Source organism: Pseudomonas sp. NY15354, from assembly GCF_048068075.1.
Taxonomy (GTDB): Bacteria; Pseudomonadota; Gammaproteobacteria; order Pseudomonadales; family Pseudomonadaceae; genus Aquipseudomonas; species Aquipseudomonas guariconensis_C.
Window position 1 is genome coordinate 1 of the sequence record NZ_JBLUPV010000041.1, and the last position, 21618, is coordinate 21618.

Below are 21618 nucleotides of genomic sequence, written 5' to 3' on the forward strand. Positions count from 1 at the left end.
ATGCATCGCCGATGGTAGTGTGGGGCTTCCCCATGTGAGAGTAGGTCATCGTCAAGATTCATTTCGCAAAACCCCTATCTGCGCGAGCAGGTAGGGGTTTTGTCTTTTCTGGTTCCGACCGCTACGCTCCTCTAGCAGGCGCTCAGGCATCCAGGGCCATCCCTATGGCCATCATCTCCCACAATTTGAGTCAGAGCACTAGAATAGCGTCCATTCATCTATTCAGACTTTCGATATGCCTAATCCTGTCGACTCCGAAGCGCTGGCCCATTTGCCGCTGGATAAGCTCGTGGCTTGTCACGAATGCGACCTGCTGATGCGCAAGCCGGCGTTGCAGAATGACGAAAAGGCCCATTGCCCACGCTGTGGCTACGAGCTCTATGCTCATCGTCACAACGTGGTCAATCGCAGCCTAGCGTTGGTATTGACGGCCTTGCTGCTCTACGTGCCAGCCAACTTTCTACCCATCATGCAGTTGCACCTGCTCGGCCAGACTTCGGACGACACCGTCTGGAGTGGAGTGCTGGGCCTTTTCAACTCAAACATGCGCGGCGTTGCCGTTGTCGTGTTCCTGTGCAGCATGGCGATTCCCTTGCTCAAGCTTTTCTGCCAGTTGCTGGTTCTGCTGAGCATTCGCCTGGATTTCGGGCGAAGTTACGGGTTGCTCTTCTATCGTGTTTATCACCACCTGCGTGACTGGGGCATGCTCGAGGTCTACTTCATGGGTGTTCTGGTTGCCATCGTCAAGCTGGTTGATCTCGCGGAGTTGACCATAGGCCTGGGCCTGTTCTGTTTTATCAGTCTGTTATTGGTCCAGGTATGGCTGGAGGTAGTGATGTCGCCACATCAGATCTGGAGTGCATTGTCGGGGGAGGATGAGCATGCGGGCGATTGATGCAGGCATCCTGGTCTGCAATGAGTGCCATGAATTGAACCGGCAGTTGGTTGACAGCGATACGCAGTCCTGTACCCGTTGTGGCGCCATCGTGCATGCGCGGCGGCCCAACAGTATCGTGCGCACCTGGGCGCTGCTGATTACCGCGTCCATTCTCTATATTCCCGCCAACGTGCTGCCGATCATGACGGTAAGCGCGCTGGGGCAGGGCAGTCCGGACACTATCATGTCTGGCGTCATTACCCTGCTCAAACACGGCATGTTGCCGATCGCTGCCGTGGTGTTCATTGCCAGTATCCTGGTGCCCACTTTCAAGCTGGTGGGTATCGGGCTGTTGCTGTACTCGGTGCAACGCCACCAACCGCTGTCGGCGCGTCAGCGGATCCTGATGTATCGCTTCATCGAGTTCATTGGCCGCTGGTCCATGCTGGATATCTTCGTCATCGCCATCCTTGTGGCGGTTGTGAATTTCGGCCGTATTGCCAGCGTCGAAGCCAACCTGGGCGCCGTCGCCTTTGCCTCAGTGGTGATTCTGACAATGCTCGCAGCCTTAACTTTCGATCCCCGACTGATTTGGGATAACACGGAGTCGGATAACGACCATGAGTGACATGCCTACGGCTAAAACCCGCCCAGCTTCGAACTGGTCGGCTATATGGATTTTGCCGCTGATTGCCCTATTGATTGGCGGCTGGCTGGCTTGGCAGGCCTATCGTGATTCAGGAGTGGATATCCAGGTTCGTTTCCTGTCCGGTGAAGGCATCGTCGCCAACAAGACCGAAGTCATCTACAAGGGCATGTCCGTCGGCAAGGTAAAGACCTTGGTGCTCGACGCCAAAGGGAGTAACACGGGCGTCATCGCCACCATTGAGATGAGGAAGGAGGCCGAGCCTCACTTGACCACAGGGACGCGTTTCTGGCTAGTCAAGCCGAGCGTCAGCCTGGCAGGGATCACAGGTTTGGAAACCCTGGTTTCAGGCAACTACATTGCCGTGAGCCCGGGAGGAGGGGAAAAGACCAAGCGCTTTACCGCCCTCTCCGAGGCGCCGCCCCTGTCCGATAGCGAGCCTGGCCTGCACTTGACCCTCAAGGCGGATCGCCTGGGCTCGCTCAATCGCGACAGCCCTATTTTCTACAAGCAGATCCAAGTCGGTCGGGTGAAGAGCTATCGCCTTTCGGAAGACCAGGACACGGTCGAGATCAAGGTGTTCATCGAGCCGGCCTACGCCAATCTGGTGCGCAAGCACACGCGCTTCTGGAACGCCAGCGGCATCAGCATCGATGCGGATCTGTCGGGCGTGAAAGTGCGTAGCGAATCCCTGGCCAGTATCGTCGCCGGGGGTATTGCCTTTGCCACCCCAGAGTACCGCAAGGACAGCCCGCCCACCGATCCCAGTCTGCCTTTCCGTCTGTACGAGGACTTCGATGCTGCCCAGGCGGGTATCCGCATCAAGGTCAAGCTGACGGACTACGAAGGCCTGCAGGCCGGGCGTACCCCCGTCATGTACAAAGGCATTCAGGTGGGATCGCTGAAGACGATGAAAATCGCGGATGACCTGACCAGCGCCACCGCTGAATTGACCCTCGACCCTCTGGCCGAAGACTACCTGGTTGAAGGTACGCAGTTCTGGGTGGTCAAGCCTTCCATTTCGCTGGCTGGTATCACGGGCCTGGAGGCATTGGTCAAAGGCAACTATATCGCCATACGTCCAGGCGAGAAGGGCGCCAAGCCACAGCGTGAGTTCGAGGCGCGGCCGAAGGCACCACCCTTGGACCTGAAAGCGCCAGGCCTGCACATGGTCCTGTTTGCCGATAATCTGGGCTCGCTGGAAGTCGGCAGTCCGGTGATGTATCGCCAGGTCAAGGTCGGTAGCGTGCAAAGCTACCAGTTTGCTCGCAACAGCAAGCGCATCCTGATCGGTGTACATATCGAGCAGGAGTACGCCCACCTGGTCAACGGCTCTTCGCGCTTCTGGAATGCCAGCGGTATTACCTTGTCCGGCGACCTTTCAGGGATCAAGGTCAAGAGCGAATCGCTGCAGACGCTCATGGCTGGCGGTGTGGCGTTCGATACGCCGAAGGCTGATGTGCCGTTGAAGCGACGTATTCCACGCTTCCGCTTGCACGACAATCAGGAGGCCGCTGATCGCGCAGGTACCCTGATCACCATTCGTGTGGATCGCGCTGACGGCCTCAAGCCAGGCACGCCTATTCGCTTCCGCGGCCTGGATGTGGGCAGTGTGGAAAGCGTCGACTTGACGTCCGACCTGCAGGCTGTGCTGCTGCGTGCGCGCATTACCGGTGCCCAGGATCGCATTGCTCGAGCTGGCACCCGGTTCTGGGTGGTCAAGCCGGCCTTTGGTCTGGTGCGTACCGAAAACCTCGATACCCTTGTAGGCGGGCTCTATCTGGAAGTGCTACCGGCCCTGAAATCCAAGGGGCCGCAGCGCGACTTCATCGCCCTGCCTGAGGCTCCCGAGATGACCGAGCCGGAGGTCGGCTTGCCGCTGACCCTCAGTGCGCCACGCCGTGGGTCCATCAAGCCGGGCGTGCCGGTGACCTATCGTGAGGTGGCGGTGGGCAAGGTGACGGGCTTCGAGCTGGGGCAGACTGCCGACCGCGTGCTCATCCACATCCTCATCGAGCCTCGCTACGCGGCGTTGGTGCGCGGTGGCAGCCGGTTCTGGAACAGCAGCGGCTTTGGCTTCGACTGGGGCCTGTTCAAGGGTGCCACGGTTCGGACCGAGTCCCTGGAGACCCTCATTGATGGCGGCATTGCCTTCGCGACACCCGATGGCGACAAGATGGGCAGCCCGGCCCGGCCGCAACAGACTTTCGCCTTGTTCGACAAGCCTGAGGATGAATGGCTGCTGTGGGCACCGAAGATTCAAATCGGCAGCAAGTAGTAGGGCATGCAAAAAAGGGCCGCTGTGCGGCCCTGTCGCAGCGCAGGAGGGTTACTGCGTGGTGATGGGGTCTCTCAACGGCCCTTATTATTTGCTCAAATCGCAGGCAATAAAAAACCGACCCTAGGGTCGGTTTTTCGACAAGCGCATCGCTTAGGCAACTGCAGCTTCTTTCAGCGCCTTGATGTGGCCATTCAGACGGCCTTTGTGGCGAGCAGCCTTGTTCTTGTGGATGATACCTTTGTCGGCCATACGGTCGATAACAGGCACAGCCAGGGTGTAGGCGGCTTGCGCTTTTTCGGCGTCTTTTGCGTCGATGGCCTTGACTACATTCTTGATGTAGGTGCGGACCATGGAACGCAGGCTGGCGTTGTGGCTGCGACGCTTCTCAGCCTGTTTTGCACGTTTCTTGGCGGAAGGTGAGTTGGCCACCGTCGAGCTCCTCGAAAGACTTTAGGTAAATAGCAAACAAAATAGGCCGCGAATCATGCCGATCAGTCGAACGGTTGTCAAGGCCACCTTGAGGGTTCCGCCGAGCGGTTCGCGAGCGTGAAGGAATGATTCCTTTCTGCGCAGCGACCTGTAAACTCGGGAGTTTTGGCTTCCCCTTCAACGGCGCGGAAGTATCGCACACTCGGGCGCTTTCTGGCAGCGCCCTCCGTCCTTGGCGTGAAATTTTTCCATGAACCTGCTCAAATCCCTGGCCGCCGTCAGTTCCATCACCATGATCTCCCGGGTGCTCGGGTTCATACGCGACACCATCCTGGCGCGGGTTTTCGGCGCCGGTATCGCCACCGATGCCTTCTTCATTGCCTTCAAATTGCCCAATCTGCTGCGCCGGATCTTCGCCGAAGGCGCGTTCTCGCAGGCGTTCGTGCCAATCCTGGCCGAGTACAAGACTCAGCAGGGCGAGGAGGCCACCCGCACCTTCATCGCCTATATCAGTGGCCTGCTGACCCTGGCACTGGCCGTGGTCACCGCCCTGGGGATCCTCGCCGCGCCCTGGGTGGTCTGGGTGACCGCGCCGGGTTTTGTCGACAGTGTCGAGAAGTACGAGCTGACCACCGCCCTGCTGCGGGTGACATTCCCTTATATATTGCTGATCTCGCTGTCCTCGCTGGCCGGGGCGATCCTCAATACCTGGAACCGCTTCTCGGTGCCGGCCTTCACGCCGACACTGCTGAACGTCGCGATGATCGCGTTCGCCGTGCTGCTCACCCCATACTTCGACCCACCCATCATGGCCCTGGCCTGGGGCGTGCTGGCCGGCGGCCTCGCGCAGCTGCTGTATCAGCTGCCGGCACTGAAAAAGATCGGCATGCTCGTGCTGCCGCGGCTGAACCTGCGCGACACTGGCGTCTGGCGTGTGCTCAAGCAGATGCTGCCGGCGATCCTCGGGGTCTCCGTCAGCCAGATCTCGTTGATCATCAACACCATCTTTGCTTCCTTCCTGGTGGCGGGCTCGGTGTCCTGGATGTATTACGCCGATCGTCTCATGGAGTTGCCTTCCGGCGTGCTGGGCGTGGCCTTGGGTACCATCTTGCTGCCGACCCTGGCCAAGACCTATGCCAACCGTGACCGCCACGAGTATTCGCGGATCCTCGATTGGGGGCTGCGCCTGTGCTTTCTGCTGGTGCTGCCTTGCACCCTGGCGCTGGGTATTCTCGCCGAGCCGCTGACCGTGGCGCTGTTCCAGTATGGCAAGTTCACGTCGTTCGATGCTGCCATGACCCAGCGCGCCCTGATCGCCTACTCAGTCGGCCTGCAGGCACTCATTCTGGTGAAGGTGCTGGCCCCGGGCTTCTATGCACAGCAGAATATCCGCACACCGGTGAAGATCGCGATCTTCACCCTGGTCTGCACCCAACTGCTCAACCTGGCCCTGATAGGCCCGTTGCAGCATGCGGGCCTTGCCTTGGCCATCAGCCTGGGGGCGTGCCTGAATGCCGGCCTGCTGTACTGGAAGCTGCGCAGCCAGCAGTTGTTCCAGCCGCAGCCGGGTTGGGCGATGTTCCTGTGCAAACTGGTGCTGGCGGTGGGCCTGATGTCCGGTGTGCTGCTGGCAGGCATGCACTACATGCCTGCCTGGGAGCAGGGCGGCATGCCTGAGCGATTCCTGCGTCTGGGGGCGTTGATCCTCGCGGGTGTGGTGACCTACTTCGGTTGCCTGTACCTGTGTGGTTTCCGCCCTCGGCATTTTGCCCGCAAGGCCTTGCACTGAGGCCGGCGGCGGGTCAGGCGTCGGTTTTTCGCATTCCACGCCACCCCTTGGCGCTGCTGCCTGTCACCGGCGCCCGGGTGTGGTTATAATCGGCCACTTTATGAGCAAGAAGCGCGTTATGCAGCTGGTTCGAGGTCTTCACAACCTGCGCCCCGAGCACCGGGGCTGTGTCGCCACCATTGGCAACTTCGACGGGGTTCACCGTGGCCACCAGGCAATCCTGGCGCGCCTGCGCGAGCGCGGGCAGGCGCTTGGCCTGCCGACCTGCGTGGTGATCTTCGAGCCCCAGCCGCGCGAATACTTCGCCCCCGACACCGCACCCGCTCGTCTGGCACGCCTGCGCGACAAGGTCGAACTGCTGGCCGCCGAGGGCATCGACCGGGCCCTGTGCCTGGCCTTCAACCAACGCTTGAGCCAGCTCAGCGCCCACGCGTTCGTCAAGGCCATCCTGGTCGATGGCCTGGGTGTGCGTCACCTGGAGGTCGGCGATGATTTCCGCTTCGGCTGCGACCGCGCCGGTGACTTCGCCTTCCTGGTCGAGGCCGGGCAGCAGCATGGCTTTAGCGTGGAGGCGGCCAACACCGTCATCCAGGATGGCCTGCGCGTCAGCAGCACCGAAGTGCGCAAGGCGCTGGCCCAAGCTGATTTCGAGCTGGCCGCGCATTTGTTGGGCCGCCCCTACCGTATCACCGGCCGGGTGTTGCACGGCCAGAAGCTGGCGCGCCAGCTCGGCACACCCACCGCCAATATCCAGCTCAAGCGCCGCCGCGTGCCGCTGAGCGGCGTTTACCTGACCAGTGCCGAGATCGACGGCAAGGTCTGGCCAGGTGTCGCCAACATCGGGGTTCGACCCACCGTTGCCGGTGATGGCCGTCCCCACCTGGAGATTCATCTTTTGGATTTCGCCGGCGATCTATATGGCCGGCGCCTGACGGTGGAGTTCCACCAGAAGCTGCGCGAGGAGCAGCGTTTCGCCTCCCTGGAGGCGCTGAAGTCGGCGATCGACGCGGACATCGCCGCCGCACGTGCCCACTGGCACGCTCAACCGCTAACGAAGAGCCTGAAATGACCGACTACAAAGCCACGCTTAACCTTCCGGACACCGCCTTCCCGATGAAGGCCGGCCTGCCTCAGCGCGAACCGCAGATCCTGCAGCGCTGGGACAGCATTGGCCTGTACCAGAAGCTGCGCGAAATTGGCAAGGATCGTCCGAAGTTCGTCCTGCACGACGGCCCGCCCTATGCCAACGGCAAGATTCATATCGGTCATGCGCTGAACAAGATCCTTAAGGACATGATCGTCCGCTCCAAGACCCTGTCGGGCTTCGATGCGCCCTACGTACCGGGCTGGGACTGCCACGGCCTGCCGATCGAGCACAAGGTCGAGGTCACCCACGGCAAGCACCTGACCGCCGACCGCACCCGCGAGCTGTGCCGCGAGTACGCCGCCGAGCAGATCGAAGGCCAGAAGACCGAGTTCATCCGCCTGGGCGTGCTGGGTGACTGGGACAACCCCTACAAGACCATGAACTTCGCCAACGAAGCCGGTGAAATCCGCGCGTTGGCCGAAATGGTCAAGCAAGGTTTCGTGTTCAAGGGCCTCAAGCCGGTGAACTGGTGCTTCGATTGCGGTTCGGCACTGGCCGAAGCCGAAGTCGAGTACGCCGACAAGAAATCCCAGACCATCGATGTGGCCTTCCCGGTCGCCGATGCCGACAAGCTGGCAGCCGCCTTCGGCCTGGCAAGCCTCGCCAAGCCCGCTGCCATCGTCATCTGGACCACCACCCCGTGGACCATCCCGGCCAACCAGGCGCTGAACATCCACCCGGAGTTCAACTACGCCCTGGTCGATACCGGCGAGCGCCTGCTGGTGCTGGCCGAGGAACTGGTCGAGTCGTGCCTCAAGCGCTACAACCTGGAAGGTTCGGTGATCGCCACCGCGCCGGGTTCGGCGCTGGAGCTGATCAACTTCCGTCACCCGTTCTACGACCGCCTGTCGCCGATCTACCTGGCCGACTACGTCGAGCTGGGCGCCGGTACCGGCGTGGTTCACTCCTCGCCCGCCTACGGTGAAGACGACTTCGTCACCTGCAAGCGCTACGGTATGGTCAACGAAGACATCCTCACCCCGGTGCAAAGCAACGGCGTGTACGTCGAGTCGCTGCCATTCTTCGGCGGCCAGTTCATCTGGAAGGCCAACCCGGCCATCGTCGACAAGCTGAGCGAAGTCGGTGCGCTGATGCACACCGAGACCATCAGCCACAGCTACATGCACTGCTGGCGTCACAAGACCCCGCTGATCTACCGCGCCACCGCCCAGTGGTTCGTCGGCATGGACAAGCAGCCCACCACCGGTGAGCCGCTGCGTGAGCGCGCCCTCAAGGCCATCGAAGAGACCAAGTTCGTCCCATCCTGGGGCCAGGCTCGTCTGCACTCGATGATCGCCAACCGCCCGGACTGGTGCATCTCGCGTCAGCGCAACTGGGGCGTGCCGATTCCGTTCTTCCTCGACAAGCAAACCGGCGAGCTGCACCCGCGCACCGTCGAGCTGATGGAAGAAGTGGCCAAGCGCGTCGAGAAGGAAGGCATCGAGGCGTGGTTCAAGCTGGACGCTGCTGAGCTGCTCGGTGACGAAGCTGGCCAGTACGACAAGATCTCCGACACCTTGGACGTCTGGTTCGACTCCGGCACTACCCACTGGCACGTGCTGCGTGGCTCCCACGATATCGGCCACTCCACCGGCCCGCGCGCCGACCTGTACCTGGAAGGCTCGGACCAGCACCGCGGCTGGTTCCACTCCTCCTTGCTGACCGGTTGCGCCATCGACAATCATGCGCCGTACCGCGAACTGCTGACCCACGGCTTCACCGTCGACGAAAGCGGCCGCAAGATGTCCAAGTCGCTGGGCAACACCATCGAGCCGCAGAAGGTCAACGACACCCTGGGTGCCGACATCCTGCGTCTGTGGGTCTCGGCCACCGACTATTCGGGCGAGATGGCGGTCTCCGAGCAGATCCTGCAGCGCAGCGCCGACGCCTACCGTCGTATCCGCAACACCGCGCGCTTCCTGCTTTCCAACCTGTCCGGCTTCGACCCGGCCCGCGACCTGCTGCCGGCCGAAGACATGCTGGCGTTGGACCGCTGGGCCGTCGATCGCACCCTGCTGCTGCAGCGTGAGCTCGAAGAACACTACAGCGAGTACCGTTTCTGGAACGTCTACTCCAAGGTGCACAACTTCTGCGTCCAGGAGTTGGGCGGCTTTTACCTCGACATCATCAAGGACCGTCAGTACACCACCGGCGCCAACAGTGTCGCCCGCCGCTCCTGCCAGACCGCGCTGTACCACATCAGCGAGGCCCTGGTGCGCTGGATCGCTCCGATCCTGGCATTCACCGCCGACGAGATCTGGCAGTACCTGCCGGGCGAGCGCAACGAGTCGGTCATGCTCAACACCTGGTACCAAGGGCTGTCCGAGCTGCCGGAAGGCTTCGAGCTGGATCGCGCCTACTGGGACCGCGTCATGGCGGTCAAGGCAGCGGTCAACAAAGAGCTGGAGAACCAGCGCGCGGCCAAGGCCATCGGCGGCAACCTACAGGCTGAAGTCACCCTGTTCGCCGAGGAAGGCCTGAGCGCCGACCTGGCCAAGCTGGGCGATGAACTGCGCTTTGTGCTGATCACCTCCGCCGCCAGCGTGGTGCCGTTCGTCCAGGCGCCGGCCGATGCCGTGACAACTGAAGTCGAAGGCCTCAAGCTGAAGGTCGTCAAGTCCGGCCACGCCAAGTGCGGCCGTTGCTGGCACTTCCGCGCCGACGTCGGCAGCCACCCGGAGCATCCAGAAATCTGCGGTCGCTGTGTAGACAACCTCAGCGGTTCCGGCGAGGTGCGCCACTATGCCTAATCCTGCAGCGGGGCGCTTCGGGCGCCTTGCCTGGCTCTGGCTGAGCCTGGTGGTCCTGGTCCTGGACCAGGCCACCAAGGTCTATTTCGAAGGTGCCCTGAAGCTGTACCAGCAGATCGTGGTCATCCCTGACTACTTCAGCTGGACCCTGGCCTACAACACCGGCGCGGCATTCAGCTTCCTGGCTGACAGCTCAGGCTGGCAGCGCTGGCTGTTCGCCCTGATCGCCGTGGTGGTCAGCGCGGTGCTGGTGGTCTGGCTCAAGCGCTTGGGCCGCAACGACACCTGGCTGGCCGTCGCCTTGGCGCTGGTGCTGGGCGGTGCGCTGGGTAACCTGTACGACCGCATCGTGCTGGGCCATGTGGTCGACTTCATCCTGGTGCACTGGCAGAACCGTTGGTATTTCCCGGCCTTCAACCTGGCCGACAGCGCTATCACTGTTGGTGCGGTGATGCTTGCGCTGGATATGTTCAAGAGCAAGAAGTCCGGAGAACCTGTCCATGACTGAGACCCGTATCGGTCAGAACACTGAAGTCACCCTGCACTTCGCGCTGCATCTGGAAAACGGCGACACCGTCGACAGCACGTTCGACAAGGCGCCTGCCACCTTCAAGGTGGGCGATGGCAACCTGCTGCCGGGCTTCGAGACTGCGCTGTTCGGCTTCAAGGCCGGTGACAAGCGTACGCTGACCATCGCCCCTGAGAACGCCTTCGGCCAGCCGAATCCGCAGAACGTGCAGGTCATGCCGCGTTCGCAGTTCGTTGACATGGAACTGTCCGAAGGCCTGCTGGTGATCTTCAACGATGCCGCCAATGCCGAGCTACCGGGCGTGGTCAAGGCGTTCGATGACGACCAGGTGACCATCGATTTCAATCACCCACTGGCTGGCAAGACCTTGACCTTCGAGGTGGATATCCTCGAGGTCAAGGCCCTGTAAGCCTGGAGCCGAGCATGCAAATCAAACTCGCCAACCCTCGCGGCTTCTGCGCGGGGGTCGACCGGGCGATCGAGATCGTCAACCGCGCCCTGGAAGTCTTCGGCCCGCCGATCTACGTGCGTCACGAAGTGGTGCACAACAAGTTCGTGGTCGAGGACCTGCGCAATCGCGGGGCTATCTTCGTCGAAGAACTCGACCAGGTGCCGGACGACGTCATCGTCATCTTCAGCGCCCACGGTGTTTCCCAGGCCGTGCGCCAGGAAGCCGCTGGCCGGGGGCTGAAAGTGTTCGACGCCACTTGCCCGCTGGTGACCAAGGTCCACATCGAAGTGGCCAAGTACAGCCGCGACGGCAAGGAGTGCATCCTCATCGGCCATGCCGGGCACCCGGAAGTCGAGGGCACCATGGGTCAGTACGACGCCAGCAATGGCGGCGCGATCTATCTGGTCGAGGATGAAGACGATGTCGCAAGCCTTCAGGTTCGCGACCCCGAGCACCTGGCCTTCGTGACCCAGACGACCCTGTCGATGGATGACACCAGCCGAGTCATCGATGCCCTGCGTGCGCGCTTCCCGAACATCGGGGGCCCGCGCAAGGACGACATTTGCTACGCCACGCAAAATCGCCAGGATGCCGTCAAGCAACTGGCCGATGAGTGTGATGTGGTGCTGGTGGTCGGCAGTCCCAACAGTTCCAACTCCAACCGTCTGCGCGAGCTGGCCGAACGCATGGGCACCCCGGCCTACCTCATCGATGGTGCCGAGGACCTGCAACAAGGCTGGTTCGATGGCATGGCCCGCATCGGCATCACCGCCGGCGCCTCTGCCCCCGAGGTATTGGTGCGTGGTGTGATCGAACAGCTGCGTGCCTGGGGCGCCACCGGCGCTGAAGAGCTCGATGGCCGTGAGGAGAACATCACCTTCTCCATGCCCAAGGAACTGCGGGTTCGCTCGCTGATCTGATCAGGCGCCTGCGCACCGTGACGACCCCCTCGTTCCGGTGCGCAGGTCGACCCTGCCGCTGGGTGCCAGCACCACCCAATACTGGCTCGCTTGCTCCGGGCGTGGGCAAATCTCCAAGGTAGCCCCGAGAAATCCGCGATTCCCTCGCAGCGGAACGCCCAGGCCGCTGAACGTCACTTGGTTGTCCACATTGCTGGCGATCTCGAGCCTGCGCACGAGGCGTTGCTCGTGCAGCAATTGCCCGTTGTGCGCCAAGTGTGTACGCCAGCCCAATCCCCAATCACCTTCCAGCGCTTGTACCTGTACCGCTTGCTGTTGCAGTACGGCGTGGCTGCGTGCGCTACGCAATGCTTGCGCCAGGTAGCGGGCTGCGGCGGCTTGGTGTAGGTCGTGGCTGAGATTGGCGTAGGCCGGCAACCCTACCTGTGCCAGAAGGCTGACCAGCGCCAAGGCGCACATCATTTGTATCAGTGTTGCTCCACGTTGCTGCACCGTGCATTCCTCCCCGGACGTGCTTCGCTGTAGCTTCGAGGTCGATGGGCAGAGCGTCCAGTCGGCAGGTGTGGAGAGCAAGGGCAGGAAATTTCCCAGGAGGGAAGGATGCAAGCGAGGGAGCGCGGCATAACGCTGTTGGAAGTGTTGTTGACGATGACTGTGTTGGCGCTGGGGCTGTTCGCCGCCGCCGCGCAGCAGCTACGTGGGCTGCAGGTGAGCGATGAGGCACGACGCGACAGCCAGGCGATCTATCTGGCGCAAGGGCTGCTGGAGCGGGGCAGGGCGGTTGGTGTCTTGCGGGAGGCTGATCGCGCTGACTGGCAAGCGCAGATCCACCGGCTGCTGGGGGCTTCGGCGCAGGGGCGGGTGACGGGTAGCGCTGAGACTTGGTCACTGGAAATTCACAGGTCAGGCCAGGCGCTCATTCGCTTGCAGGGCAGGGTATCGCCATGACCCGTACTCAGGCTGGCTTCGGATTGCTCGAAGCCCTGCTGGCGCTGGCGATCGGGCTGGTGCTGCTGGGAGCGGCGAGCCACGTGTTCGTATCCACGTACCAGGCTTGGCAAGCGCAGGCCGCCTCGGCGCGGCTGCAGGATGACGCCCGGCTGGCGTTGCAACGCATGGCCCAGGACATTCGCTCGGCCGGGATGTTGGGCTGCCTGCGTCACGAGGTCATCAACTTCGACAGCCCGGCGGCCGCCGAGGCATTTACCCAGCCTGTTCGCATCGCTCGATCAGGCGACGGACGCCTGGAGAGCCTGAGTCTGGTCGGTGAACAGCTGCCGGGTACGGGCAGGCAACCGGACTGGATACTGTTGACTGACTGCTTGAGCTGGGCGCAGGTCAGGAGTGCGCGCGATGCCCACGCGACGACAGACGCACTGGTCTTTCCCATTCAGCGTGTCACTTACCAATTGCACGGCAACGACTTGCGATTGGTACGTGGCAACCAGTCCCAGACGTTGATCGACCAGGTGCGTGATCTGCGGGCCACGCTGGTGCCGACGGAAGAGGGTGGCCGCGTCGATGTGCAGCTCACGTTGCTCGATCCTCGGCAGCAGGTCGAGCTGCGGCATGAGATGAGTGTGGCACTGCGCAACTGGTTGCCCGAGTCATGAGGCGTCAACGTGGCATCGTCCTCTTGACCGGGCTGCTACTGAGTTTGCTCGTGGGGCTGCTGGCGGCATCGGCACTGCAGGATGCCTTGCGGCTGGCGCGTTCGACCGCTCAACTGATGATCAACGCCCAGGCGCTGGAACAAGCCGAGGCCACTTTGTTGGAGGGGCGTGACCGTTTATTGCGGGCGCCGCCTGGGCCCTGCACGCCACCCTGTGCGCCGCCTGTCGAGGCGCATGACGTGCAAGGTGGCGGCGCGTCGTGGCAGCGGGCGGAGCAGGGATTCTTCCTGGTGCAGAATCTGGGCGAAAGCACCCAAGCGGTACACGTACCCGAAGGTATTGCTGTGCGTGTGTTCAGGGTCACGGCGGTGAGCCAGCACTCGACGGCTCGGCATGTGCTGGAGGCGATCTACGCCGTGGAGACAGGGCAAGGGACGAACGCCCAGCGCCTGTTGTGGCGCCAACGCTTGAGGGAGCAGTGACATGCAGCGAGGCCTTGGCCTGATCGAGTTGTTGATTGTCCTGGCCGTGACCGGCATTCTGGCAGCCATTGCCTACCCCAGTTACAGCGACCAGCTCAGGCGCGCCGCGCGAAGCGAAGTGGTTGGCCTGCTGCAGGACGCAGCCCTGCGTCTGGAGCGCCATCGCGCGCGTACCGGCCAGTACGCCGACCCTGACCCTCAGGTACCGCCATTGCCTGAAGGCACGCGTCATTACCGTTTGCAGGCGCAGCGTGACGACGACAGCTTCCTGCTGCTCGCCAGACGCCTGCCCGCAGGCTCGATGGCCGATGACCGTTGTGGCGACTTCCAGCTCGACCAGGCTGGGGTGCGTGACAACCCAGGCGCTGGCATGCCGGCCGAAGATTGCTGGGGACGTTGAAGGCCCGGTTTTAATTCAGGTAGTGGATCGACAGATGAGCAAGCAAGTAGTGATTGTCGGCGGTGGGGTGATCGGGCTGCTGACGGCGTTCAACCTGGCGCCGAAGGTCGGCCAGGTGGTGGTATGTGATCAGGGCGAGGTGGGGCGCGAGTCCTCCTGGGCGGGCGGCGGTATCGTCTCGCCGCTGTATCCCTGGCGCTACAGCCCGGCGGTGACCGCCCTGGCGCACTGGTCGCAGGACTTCTATCCACAGCTGGGCGAGCGCCTGTTCGCTTCTACCGGTATCGACCCGCAAGTGCACACCACTGGCCTGTACTGGCTGGACCTGGACGACGAAACCGAAGCCCTGGCCTGGGCCCAGCGCGAGCAGCGGCCATTGAGCCCTGTGGATATCTCGGCGGCATACGATGCAGTACCGGTGCTTGGCCCTGGCTTCAAGCGCGCCATCTACATGGCCGGGGTGGCCAATGTGCGTAACCCGCGCTTGGTGAAGTCACTCAAGGCCGCCTTGCTGGCAATGCCCAATGTGACCCTGCGCGAGCACTGCCAGGTCAGCGGGTTCTGCCAGGAGGATGGGCGTATTACCGGCGTGCACACCGCCGATGGCGTGCTGGCGGCGGACGAGGTGGTCCTCAGTGCCGGTGCCTGGAGTGGCGACTTGCTGCGCACCCTTGGGCTGGCGCTGCCAGTGGAGCCGGTGAAGGGGCAGATGATCCTGTTCAAGTGTGCCGAGGACTTCCTGCCGAGCATGGTCCTGGCCAAGGGGCGTTACGCCATTCCACGTCGTGACGGGCACATTCTGGTGGGCAGTACCCTCGAGCACGCCGGATACGACAAGACCCCCACTGACGAGGCGCTGGAGAGCCTGAAGGCATCGGCGGTAGAACTGTTGCCGGCACTGGCCGATGCCGAGGTGGTTGCCCACTGGGCGGGCCTGCGGCCAGGCTCCCCGGAGGGGATTCCTTACATCGGACCGGTGCCAGGGCATGAGGGGCTGTGGCTGAACTGCGGGCATTACCGCAATGGGCTGGTGCTGGCGCCTGCATCATGCCAACTGTTCACGGATCTGTTGACCGGCGCAGAGCCGATCATTGATCCGACGCCCTATGCACCAGGTACGCGTCTGGTTTGACACCGCCGTGCTTTGTTCCCACAGGATCACTGCTCCACCCTGTGGGAGCGGGTTTACCCGCGAATAGGCCGGCGCAGGCAACACAACGCAGACGCTCCTGCAGCGAACAATCACATCAACGCTGCTGACCGGGCCCTTGCTCCAGGTGGGCCTGGCTGCAATACCAGTCATTGCCCCGGCGCAGGGCACGGTCATTGGGCAGGTGCACGCCGCAGTGGGCGCAGCGCACCATCTTCAGCGGGTCATCGAGCTTGGGCTCGGAAGACGACTGCTGGCTGGCGTTGAATTTGCGCCACAGCCAGAACGCAGCGCCGATCACGGCGATCCAGAAAAGTAGACGAACCATGGTGTCCAGTTTGTCGAGAGGAAAGAGCGACAGTCTAGGGCGCAGTCAATAAAAAAGGGAGGCCTCGGGCCTCCCTTTCTGTTGCGCGTGATATCAGTCGAACAGACCAAAGGTCATGTAGCTGAACCAGGAGCGGTCTTTTTCGGCTTCTTTCGGGCCTTCCGGCAGGATCGGGTTGCCGTCTTCGTCCTTCGGCAGCAGCTCTTCAGGCATCTCCGAGCGTGCGTCCTGGAACTGCTTGACCACGTCCTGGTTGGCACGGGTTTCGCCCGGCGGCAGCGGGGTCTCGGTTTCGATCAGGCCTAGGGTGGCCTTGGACAGCCAGGAGCGGTTATCGGCTTCTTCCTGCTTGGGCTGGAATTGACCGTCGACCAGGCTCGGGTGGTCTGGGTAGTTGAGCTTGAGGGTTTCCAGGCTGGTGGCAGCCAGCTCGTCCAGGTGCAGGCGCTGGTAGGCCTCGACCATCACGGCCAGGCCGTCGCCGACCGATGGGGTTTCCTGGAAGTTCTCGACCACGTAGCGGCCACGGTTGGCGGCGGCCACATAGGCCTGGCGGCTCAGGTAGTAGTCGGCGACATGGATCTCGTAGGAGGCCAGCAGGTTGCGCAGGTAGATCATGCGCTGCTTGGCGTCCGGCGAGTAGCGGCTGTTGGGGAAGCGGCTGGTCAGCTGGGCGAACTCGTTGTAGGAGTCGCGAGCGGCGCCTGGGTCACGCTTGGTCATGTCCAGCGGCAGGAAACGCGCCAGCAGGCCGCGGTCCTGGTCGAACGAGGTCAGGCCCTTGAGGTAGTAGGCGTAATCGACGTTCGGGTGCTGAGGGTGCAGGCGGATGAAGCGCTCGGCGGCGGATTTGGCGGCCTCCGGCTCGGCATTCTTGTAGTTGGCGTAGATCAGTTCCAGCTGCGCCTGATCGGCGTAGCGGCCGAACGGGTAGCGCGATTCCAGGGCCTTGAGCTTGTTCACGGCGCTGGTATAGCTGTGGTTGTCCAGGTCGGCCTGCGCCTGCTGGTACAGCTCGGCCTCGCTGAGGTTCTCGTCGACGACTTCCTTGTTGGAGGAACAGGCAGCGGTGAGCCCGAGAATGGCGATCAGCAGCAGGTGTTTCACTTGCATGGCGGCTTGCGTCCCTTTGACGGCCGCTGTCTTGGGCGGTGCCGTCCTGTTATGATGAGCGCCCCCGGCCAAACCCGGGGCAAAAGAAGCCGTATTTAACCACAAGCGTGCAGCTGAAACCAAAGGCTGTGCGCCCGCCGAATCGAGCATGTCCGAGATCATTCAACTTAGCGCAGAGGTCCCGTCCGAACTGGGCGGCCAACGCCTCGACCAAGTCGCCGCCCAACTCTTCTCCGAGTACTCGCGCTCGCGCCTGTCCTCGTGGATCAAGGATGGCCGCCTGACAGTCGACGGCGCGGTACTGCGCCCGCGCGATATCGTCCACAGTGGCTCCGTCCTGGCCCTTGAAGCCGAGCAGGAGGCCCAGGGTGAATGGGTGGCCCAGGACATCGAGCTGGACATCGTCTACGAAGACGACCAGATCCTGGTGATCAACAAGCCTGCCGGGCTGGTGGTACACCCGGCCGCGGGCCATGCCGACGGCACCCTGCTCAACGCCTTGCTGCACCATGTGCCGGACATCATCAACGTGCCGCGTGCCGGTATCGTGCACCGTCTGGACAAAGACACCACCGGCCTGATGGTGGTGGCCAAGACCTTGCAGGCGCAGACCAACCTGGTCGACCAACTGCAAAAGCGCTCGGTCAGCCGCATCTATGAATGCATCGTGGTCGGTGTGGTCACCGCCGGTGGCAAGATCGACGCGCCCATCGGCCGTCATGGCGGCATGCGTCAGCGCATGGCGGTGACCGACGGCGGCAAGCCCGCAGTCAGCCACTACCGCGTGCTCAAGCGCTTCCGCTCGCACACCCATGTGCGGGTCAAGCTCGAGACCGGCCGTACCCACCAGATCCGTGTGCACATGGCTCATGTGGGCTTCCCGCTGGTTGGCGACCAGACCTACGGCGGGCGCTTCCGCATTCCTCCGGCTGCCAGCGTGGCCATGGTCGAGGCGGTCAAGCACTTCCCGCGCCAGGCCCTGCATGCGCGTTTCCTGGCGCTGGACCATCCGACCACCGGTGAACGCATGGAATGGGCCTCGCCGCTGCCTGACGACTTCGTCTGGCTGCTGTCGCTGCTCGCCCAGGACCGCGAGAGCTTCATCGGATGAACGACCTGACGCAGTCGCTGCTGATCCCCGACTGGCCGGCCCCGGCCTCGGTGCGCGCCTGTGTCACTACCCGCGAGGGCGGCGTCAGCCTGCCGCCCTACGAGACATTCAACCTCGGTGACCACGTGGGCGACGACTCGGTTGCGGTCGCCGAGAACCGCCGTCGCCTCAGTGAGGCCTTTGGCATTCGCCCGGCGTGGCTCAAGCAGGTGCATGGTCTGGTGGTGGCCGACGCCGACCCGGGCGTTGTAGCCGAGGCTGACGCCAGCTTCACCGACCAGCCCGGCATCGCCTGCACGGTGATGACCGCCGACTGCCTGCCGGCCCTGTTCTGCGATCGCGCCGGTACCCGCGTGGCAGCTGCGCATGCAGGCTGGCGCGGGTTGGCCGGCGGTGTGCTGGAGGCCACGCTCGATCGTCTCGGCGTACCCGCCGACGAGGTGCTGGTATGGCTGGGCCCGGCCATCGGGCCGCAGGCGTTCGAGGTGGGGCTGGAGGTGCGCGATGCCTTCACTGCCGTGCACCCCGAGTCTGCTGCAGCTTTCGTCGACGGTGAGCGGCCTGGCAAGTTGATGGCCGATATCTACCAGCTGGCCCGCATCCGCCTGGCGGCCCGTGGGGTCACCGCTGTCTATGGTGGTGGTTTCTGCACGGTCAATGACCCGCGCTTCTTTTCCTATCGCCGCACGCCGCAGGGCGGGCGCTTCGCTTCGTTGGTCTGGTTGCAGCGCTGATGCCCTTGCCGGGGCGCTTTGCGCCCCATCGCAGGCTTCGCCAGCTCCTACAGCATTCGCAGATTCTGCAGATCCCCAGTCGTGGCGCGGTAAAGCCTGCGATGGAGCGCAAAGCGCTCCCAGACAAGATCTGCACTGCTGACTTATGTCAACCCCGCTAAGCTTGAAAAACCCAGAATCAGCCTTATCTATTTGGTCATCTCAGGCAGGTTCTTCATTACAGGTGCTGTCCATCGCTCCGCCTGCCCTTTAAAGGAAGGTATCCCCCATGCGAATAGACCGACTGACCAGCAAGCTGCAACTGGCGTTATCCGATTCCCAATCCCTGGCCGTAGGTATGGACCACCCGGCCATCGAGCCCCTGCACCTGATGCAGGCGCTGATCGATCAGCAAGGCGGTTCCATCAAGCCGCTGCTGATGCAGGTCGGCTTTGACATCAATGGCCTGCGTCAGGCCCTGGTGAAAGAGCTGGACCAACTGCCGAAAATCCAGAATCCCACGGGCGACGTGAACATGTCCCAGGACCTGGCGCGCCTGCTCAACCAGGCTGACCGCCTGGCCCAGCAGAAGGGCGACCAGTTCATTTCCAGCGAGCTGGTGCTGCTCGCGGCCATGGACGAGAACAGCAAACTTGGCAAACTCCTGCTCAGCCAGGGCGTGAGCAAGAAGGCGCTGGAAAACGCCATCAACAACCTGCGCGGCGGTGCAGCGGTCAACGATCCCAATGCCGAGGAGTCGCGCCAGGCCCTGGACAAGTACACCGTCGACCTGACCAAGCGCGCCGAGGAAGGCAAGCTCGACCCGGTGATCGGCCGCGACGACGAGATCCGCCGTACCGTGCAGGTCCTGCAGCGTCGTACCAAGAACAACCCTGTGCTCATCGGAGAGCCTGGCGTGGGCAAGACCGCCATCGCCGAAGGCCTGGCCCAGCGCATCATCAACGGCGAAGTGCCCGATGGCCTCAAGGGCAAGCGCCTGCTTGCCCTGGACATGGGCGCGCTGATCGCTGGCGCCAAGTACCGTGGTGAGTTCGAAGAGCGCCTCAAGTCGTTGCTCAATGAGCTGTCCAAGCAGGAAGGCCAGATCATCCTGTTCATCGACGAACTGCACACCATGGTCGGCGCCGGTAAAGGCGAGGGCGCCATGGATGCCGGCAACATGCTCAAGCCGGCCCTGGCCCGTGGTGAGCTGCACTGCGTTGGCGCCACCACGCTCAACGAGTACCGCCAGTTCATCGAAAAAGACGCAGCGCTGGAGCGCCGCTTCCAGAAGGTGCTGGTCGAGGAGCCGAGCGAGGAAGACACCATCGCCATCCTGCGCGGCCTGAAGGAGCGCTACGAGGTGCACCACAAGGTGGCTATCACCGACGGTGCCATCATCGCCGCGGCCAAGCTGAGCCACCGCTATATCACCGATCGACAGTTGCCGGACAAGGCCATCGACCTGATCGACGAAGCGGCCAGCCGCATCCGCATGGAGATCGACTCCAAGCCTGAAGTGCTCGATCGCCTCGACCGTCGCCTGATTCAGTTGAAGGTGGAGTCCCAGGCGCTCAAGAAAGAAGAAGACGAGGCGGCAAAAAAACGCCTCGAGAAGCTGACCGAGGAAATCGAGCGCCTGGAGCGCGAGTATTCCGACCTCGAAGAAATCTGGGCCTCGGAAAAAGCCGAGGTGCAAGGTTCTGCGCAGATCCAGCAAAAGATCGAGCAGGCCCGTCAGGAGCTCGAGGCCGCCCGCCGCAAGGGTGACCTGAGCCGCATGGCCGAGCTGCAATACGGGATCATCCCTGATCTGGAGCGCAGCCTGCAGATGGTCGACCAGCACGGCAAGACCGAGAACCAGTTGCTGCGCAACAAGGTGACCGAAGAAGAAATCGCCGAAGTGGTCTCCAAGTGGACCGGCATTCCGGTGGCCAAGATGCTCGAAGGCGAGCGCGAGAAGCTGCTGAAGATGGAAGCGTTGCTGCACCAGCGCGTGATTGGCCAGAACGAAGCCGTGACCGCCGTGGCCAACGCCGTACGTCGTTCCCGGGCCGGTCTTGCCGACCCCAACCGACCCAGCGGCTCGTTCCTGTTCCTCGGCCCGACCGGTGTAGGCAAGACCGAGTTGTGCAAGGCGCTGGCCGAGTTCCTCTTCGACACCGAGGAGGCGATGGTGCGGATCGACATGTCCGAGTTCATGGAGAAGCACTCCGTGGCTCGACTGATCGGTGCTCCACCCGGATATGTCGGCTACGAGGAGGGCGGCTACCTGACCGAGGCGGTGCGTCGCAAGCCGTATTCGGTGGTGCTGCTCGATGAAGTGGAGAAGGCTCACCCGGACGTGTTCAACGTGCTGTTGCAGGTACTTGAAGACGGCCGCTTGACCGACAGCCATGGCCGTACCGTGGACTTCCGCAACACGGTGATCGTGATGACCTCCAACCTGGGCTCGGCGCAGATCCAGGAGTTGGCCGGTGACCGCGAGGCACAACGTGCGGCGGTGATGGATGCGGTGGGTTCGCACTTCCGTCCGGAGTTCATCAACCGGATCGATGAAGTGGTGGTGTTCGAGCCACTGGGTCGGGACCAGATCGCCGGTATCACCGAGATCCAGCTTGGCCGCCTGCGCAGCCGCCTGGCCGAGCGCGAGCTGTCGCTGAGCCTGAGTCCGGAGGCCTTGGACAAGCTGATCGCGGTCGGTTACGACCCAGTGTATGGCGCACGGCCGCTCAAGCGTGCGATCCAGCGCTGGATCGAAAACCCGCTGGCGCAGTTGATCCTCGGTGGGCAGTTCCTGCCTGGCGCGGCGATCACCGCCAAGGTCGAAGGCGACGAAATCGTCTTTGCCTGAGCCCGGCAGTGTAAGAAAGAGCCCCGCATATGCGG

At 62.8% G+C, this 21618-nt stretch carries 21 protein-coding genes; 17 read left to right on the forward strand and 4 right to left on the reverse strand.

All coding sequences use genetic code 11. The features are described from left to right. Nucleotides 1-235 precede the first annotated feature (235 nt). The 3 genes from ACNFCH_RS24095 to ACNFCH_RS24105 are packed head-to-tail and all read left to right on the forward strand — an operon-like array spanning nucleotide 236 to nucleotide 3801. A complete protein-coding gene (locus ACNFCH_RS24095; protein ID WP_337160287.1) occupies nucleotides 236-895 on the forward strand; it encodes a paraquat-inducible protein A in 660 nt (219 codons plus the stop codon). Next, nucleotides 882-1505 (forward strand): paraquat-inducible protein A, encoded by a 624-nt coding sequence (locus ACNFCH_RS24100; RefSeq protein WP_337160286.1) that lies wholly within the window; start codon nucleotides 882-884, stop codon nucleotides 1503-1505. Before ACNFCH_RS24095 ends, ACNFCH_RS24100 begins: the two co-directional genes overlap by 14 nt. Then, nucleotides 1498-3801: a PqiB family protein gene (locus ACNFCH_RS24105; protein WP_337160285.1), complete on the forward strand. Its 2304-nt coding sequence runs from the start codon at nucleotides 1498-1500 to the stop codon at nucleotides 3799-3801. The genes ACNFCH_RS24100 and ACNFCH_RS24105 overlap by 8 nt, the downstream gene beginning before the upstream one ends. Nucleotides 3802-3954: 153 nt before the next feature. Here ACNFCH_RS24105 and rpsT read toward each other — a convergent pair whose 3' ends face one another. Continuing rightward, nucleotides 3955-4233 carry a 30S ribosomal protein S20 gene (gene rpsT / locus ACNFCH_RS24110; protein WP_416744183.1) on the reverse strand — a complete coding sequence of 93 codons (279 nt, stop codon included), beginning with the start codon at nucleotides 4231-4233 and terminating at the stop codon, nucleotides 3955-3957. 250 nt (nucleotides 4234-4483) lie between these two features. Between rpsT and murJ the strand changes: the two genes are divergently transcribed. The 6 genes from murJ (at nucleotide 4484) to ispH (ending at nucleotide 11819) form a co-directional block, all read left to right on the forward strand. Continuing rightward, nucleotides 4484-6022, forward strand: a complete 1539-nt coding sequence (murJ, locus tag ACNFCH_RS24115) for a murein biosynthesis integral membrane protein MurJ (protein ID WP_416744185.1) — start codon at nucleotides 4484-4486, stop codon at nucleotides 6020-6022. A 118-nt stretch (nucleotides 6023-6140) separates the two neighbouring features. Then, a complete protein-coding gene (gene ribF / locus ACNFCH_RS24120) occupies nucleotides 6141-7091 on the forward strand; it encodes a bifunctional riboflavin kinase/FAD synthetase (protein ID WP_416744187.1) in 951 nt (316 codons plus the stop codon). Further along, nucleotides 7088-9919 (forward strand): isoleucine--tRNA ligase, encoded by a 2832-nt coding sequence (gene ileS / locus ACNFCH_RS24125; RefSeq protein ID WP_337160283.1) that lies wholly within the window; start codon nucleotides 7088-7090, stop codon nucleotides 9917-9919. The genes ribF and ileS overlap by 4 nt, the downstream gene beginning before the upstream one ends. Further along, a complete protein-coding gene (lspA, locus tag ACNFCH_RS24130; protein ID WP_070093373.1) occupies nucleotides 9912-10427 on the forward strand; it encodes a signal peptidase II in 516 nt (171 codons plus the stop codon). Before ileS ends, lspA begins: the two co-directional genes overlap by 8 nt. After that, the gene (gene fkpB / locus ACNFCH_RS24135; protein ID WP_337160282.1) at nucleotides 10420-10857 is read left to right on the forward strand and encodes an FKBP-type peptidyl-prolyl cis-trans isomerase; all 438 of its coding nucleotides are present in this window, start codon (nucleotides 10420-10422) and stop codon (nucleotides 10855-10857) included. The genes lspA and fkpB overlap by 8 nt, the downstream gene beginning before the upstream one ends. A gap of 14 nt (nucleotides 10858-10871) precedes the next feature. Continuing rightward, nucleotides 10872-11819, forward strand: a complete 948-nt coding sequence (ispH, locus tag ACNFCH_RS24140) for a 4-hydroxy-3-methylbut-2-enyl diphosphate reductase (RefSeq protein WP_323114026.1) — start codon at nucleotides 10872-10874, stop codon at nucleotides 11817-11819. On the opposite strand, the gene ACNFCH_RS24145 is transcribed toward ispH, so the two are convergent. Beyond that, the gene (locus ACNFCH_RS24145; protein ID WP_337160281.1) at nucleotides 11820-12311 is read right to left on the reverse strand and encodes a GspH/FimT family pseudopilin; all 492 of its coding nucleotides are present in this window, start codon (nucleotides 12309-12311) and stop codon (nucleotides 11820-11822) included. A 108-nt stretch (nucleotides 12312-12419) separates the two neighbouring features. Between ACNFCH_RS24145 and ACNFCH_RS24150 the strand changes: the two genes are divergently transcribed. The 5 genes from ACNFCH_RS24150 to thiO are packed head-to-tail and all read left to right on the forward strand — an operon-like array spanning nucleotide 12420 to nucleotide 15446. Then, a complete protein-coding gene (locus tag ACNFCH_RS24150; protein ID WP_416744191.1) occupies nucleotides 12420-12767 on the forward strand; it encodes a type IV pilus modification PilV family protein in 348 nt (115 codons plus the stop codon). Beyond that, on the forward strand, nucleotides 12764-13432 hold the full coding sequence (locus ACNFCH_RS24155; RefSeq protein WP_416744192.1) for a PilW family protein: 669 nt from the start codon (nucleotides 12764-12766) through the stop codon (nucleotides 13430-13432). Before ACNFCH_RS24150 ends, ACNFCH_RS24155 begins: the two co-directional genes overlap by 4 nt. Further along, nucleotides 13429-13914 carry a hypothetical protein gene (locus ACNFCH_RS24160; RefSeq protein ID WP_416744193.1) on the forward strand — a complete coding sequence of 162 codons (486 nt, stop codon included), beginning with the start codon at nucleotides 13429-13431 and terminating at the stop codon, nucleotides 13912-13914. Before ACNFCH_RS24155 ends, ACNFCH_RS24160 begins: the two co-directional genes overlap by 4 nt. Nucleotide 13915: 1 nt before the next feature. Continuing rightward, on the forward strand, nucleotides 13916-14314 hold the full coding sequence (locus ACNFCH_RS24165) for a type IV pilin protein (protein ID WP_416744194.1): 399 nt from the start codon (nucleotides 13916-13918) through the stop codon (nucleotides 14312-14314). 34 nt (nucleotides 14315-14348) lie between these two features. After that, the gene (thiO, locus tag ACNFCH_RS24170; protein ID WP_337160277.1) at nucleotides 14349-15446 is read left to right on the forward strand and encodes a glycine oxidase ThiO; all 1098 of its coding nucleotides are present in this window, start codon (nucleotides 14349-14351) and stop codon (nucleotides 15444-15446) included. Between the two features lie 115 nt (nucleotides 15447-15561). On the opposite strand, the gene ACNFCH_RS24175 is transcribed toward thiO, so the two are convergent. Further along, nucleotides 15562-15792 carry a PP0621 family protein gene (locus ACNFCH_RS24175; RefSeq protein ID WP_043209659.1) on the reverse strand — a complete coding sequence of 77 codons (231 nt, stop codon included), beginning with the start codon at nucleotides 15790-15792 and terminating at the stop codon, nucleotides 15562-15564. A gap of 93 nt (nucleotides 15793-15885) precedes the next feature. After that, on the reverse strand, nucleotides 15886-16905 hold the full coding sequence (locus ACNFCH_RS24180; RefSeq protein ID WP_043209657.1) for an outer membrane protein assembly factor BamD: 1020 nt from the start codon (nucleotides 16903-16905) through the stop codon (nucleotides 15886-15888). Nucleotides 16906-17053: 148 nt separating this feature from the next. Between ACNFCH_RS24180 and rluD the strand changes: the two genes are divergently transcribed. The 3 genes from rluD (at nucleotide 17054) to clpB (ending at nucleotide 21583) form a co-directional block, all read left to right on the forward strand. Beyond that, entirely contained in the window at nucleotides 17054-18016 is a 963-nt protein-coding gene (rluD, locus tag ACNFCH_RS24185) for a 23S rRNA pseudouridine(1911/1915/1917) synthase RluD (RefSeq protein ID WP_196162949.1), read from the forward strand. After that, nucleotides 18013-18750, forward strand: a complete 738-nt coding sequence (pgeF, locus tag ACNFCH_RS24190; protein ID WP_416744195.1) for a peptidoglycan editing factor PgeF — start codon at nucleotides 18013-18015, stop codon at nucleotides 18748-18750. Before rluD ends, pgeF begins: the two co-directional genes overlap by 4 nt. 268 nt (nucleotides 18751-19018) lie before the next feature. Then, nucleotides 19019-21583, forward strand: coding sequence for an ATP-dependent chaperone ClpB (gene clpB, locus ACNFCH_RS24195; RefSeq protein WP_323114028.1), 2565 nt, complete (start codon nucleotides 19019-19021; stop codon nucleotides 21581-21583). Nucleotides 21584-21618 lie beyond the last annotated feature (35 nt).